Origin of the sequence: Pareuzebyella sediminis (assembly GCF_008367235.1) — a bacterium.
Taxonomy (GTDB): Bacteria; Bacteroidota; Bacteroidia; order Flavobacteriales; family Flavobacteriaceae; genus Pareuzebyella; species Pareuzebyella sediminis.
In genome coordinates, this window is sequence record NZ_VTZS01000018.1 from 1 (window position 1) to 2,559 (window position 2,559).

Below are 2,559 nucleotides of genomic sequence, written 5' to 3' on the forward strand. Positions count from 1 at the left end.
GTCGTCGGTAGACCCGCCTCCCGTGAAAGCTACCTCCAAAGGCGACTCGCCGGAGACAATATCCGCCGACACGACCGCATTGGGCGCCTCGTTTACCGGGGCGTCGACTATAATGGTTATGGTATCAATATCAGAAAGTTCACCTTCATCTTCGACCGAGAGTGTTACCTCGTAGGTACCTGATGAATCAAAAGTATGTGAGGGGTCTGGATCTGTAGATGTTGAACCATCTTGGAAATTCCAATAGTAAGTTGATACAGCGGTATCATCGGTAGAATTACTCCCTTTGAAATCGATTGTTAAAGGTGCCGTACCTGAAGTACTATTGGCACTTGCTTTGGCTATCGGGGCTTCATTACTTATTTCTTCTATGGTAATGGTTAGCTCATCAGTATCGGTCAGTCCTGCTTCGTCCGAAACCTTCAATTGCACTTTGTATGAACCCGGTTCGGAAAAATTGTGGGTTGGATCGGCTTTTGAAGAGGTACTGCCGTCTCCAAAATCCCATTTATAAGTGTTTACCGAATTATCATCGGTGGAATTACTTCCAGTAAAATTTACCTCTAACGGGGCGGGTCCGGAAGATATGTTTGCGGTGGCAGTGGCCACAGGAGCCTCATTAGTTACCTCTTTAACGGTAATCGTTACCTCATCGGTAGCGGTAAGTCCTTCCTCATCAGAGACTTTCAAAACTACCTTATACGTTCCAGGCTCGGTAAAGGTATGGTCAACATCTGCCCGCGAAACCGTATTTCCATCTTGAAAACTCCATTGAAATGTAGTAATAGCTTTATCATCGGTTGAGTTAGCACTTGAAAAAGTAACATCTAGAGGAGCAAACCCGCTCAAAGGGGAAGCATCCGCCTTAGCCATCGGAGGGCTGTTAGATGGTTTAATTGGCAGCACCGGTTCTTGATCCGGCTCTTCAGTCGTCGGTTCCTCTACCGGTTCTTCCGTAGTCGTATCGACTTCCCCGGTCTCCTCATCCATAGGCTTTTCCTCTACGGTCTCTTCTTCGGTAGTTTCCTCGACCGGCTCTTCCGTGGTCGTATCGACTTCCCCGGTCTCCTCATCCATAGGCTGTTCCTCTACGGTCTCTTCTTCGGTAGTTTCCTCGACCGGCTCTTCCGTGGTCGTATCGACTTCCTCCGTCTCCTCATCCATAGGCTGTTCCTCTACGGTCTCTTCTTCGGTAGTTTCCTCGACCGGCTCTTCCGTGGTCGTATCGACTTCCTCGGTCTCCTCGGTGGGTTGTTCACTCTCAGGAATGCCTTGTTCGTCTTCTATAACATCCGAATTCATAGGAGCGTTATAGGTTATTTCTAGTTGACTTGCCTGAATCCGGTTATTTTCCTTCGATGCAAAAGCTATATCATTCCCTTCAAAATGACCAAGAATCAAGGTTGAATACGTCGGAAGGATTTCTCTATGGTTGAGGTCTATACCTATCGTAGTGTTTAGATCATAATCTTGTTGTATTTCACCAAGTTGAACCCCCTTCGACGGGGCCGAAGTTTCGGATAGGCTATCTTCGCTCCAATTTTGGGATTCCCCTTTGTATACTTTGATTTTACCATTTCCAGAATCTTGATTGATGACAAACTTTAGTGTTGCCGAAGTAATTTCTCCACCAATAGAATCAATCTGGCTTAAATCGAACATAAGATAGCCCGTCCGTCGATTCTCGTCAAGCCTTATTATATGCTGGTTAAAACCCTTTCCGTTTTGTACATACGCATCTTGTACCGGCTTGAATATAGTAATTCTGCTAACCAAGCTTTTTAGAATTTTAACATCCTCTGGTTCTTCTTTGAAATCAGCAACTTCTGAAACCTGATTGTTCAGGTCTTTTATATCTTGATTATTTATTATGGTGTTTTCCTCAGATAAAACCGCATCTAAGAGTGCATCTTCGTCTTTATTACAAGACAGGTTTACCAAAAAGGCGGTAAAAATAAAATATAGGAAATGGACAAAAGTCCGGCAGGGGTTTACATTCATAAGTAGTTGACCTTAGAAGGAATCGTTCACTTTGGGGAGCAAATTGATTATTTCTTGTTTTGATAAATACGTAGTCAACAAAAATAAAGACGACGAAAAGCATAATAAATCGATGAAATGCAGTTAATTTTAACAGATTAAATATTTTAAAACAAAAAAATACCCGATTGTCCTAAGCCAATTTACCTACTTCAAAACGTCTTGAAAATAACCAAAAAGTTTATTGCGGTATTGACAAATTAAGAATTATAAATTAGTAATAGAAAATGAATAAAAACTAATAATTTTTAGTAGAGATGGTTTAAGTTTTTATATTAAATCATTACTATATTGTTCATAAAAAAATCGAACAAATTCATGTTCGATTTTTTGCTATTCTAGTAATAAAATTAATAGTCAAGTGTTCACACAAATACTTTTAGTTTAAATTATTTTTTTTATACAAATATTAATCTGGAACGACCTCAGAATATGAATCTTTACCATAATCGGGGTCGCCGGGCCTTCGGGTGATCATCCGCACCGTGCCGAGGTAGGTCTCCAGACGGTCCGCGCCCC

At 41.7% G+C, this 2,559-nt stretch carries 1 protein-coding gene; it reads right to left on the reverse strand.

The annotated features are described in order from the left end of the window. The coding region (locus F2B13_RS20310) for a PKD domain-containing protein (RefSeq protein ID WP_149277772.1) at window positions 1–2,001 on the reverse strand (2,001 nt) is incomplete at its 3' end. Between the last annotated feature and the right edge of the window lie 558 nt (window positions 2,002–2,559).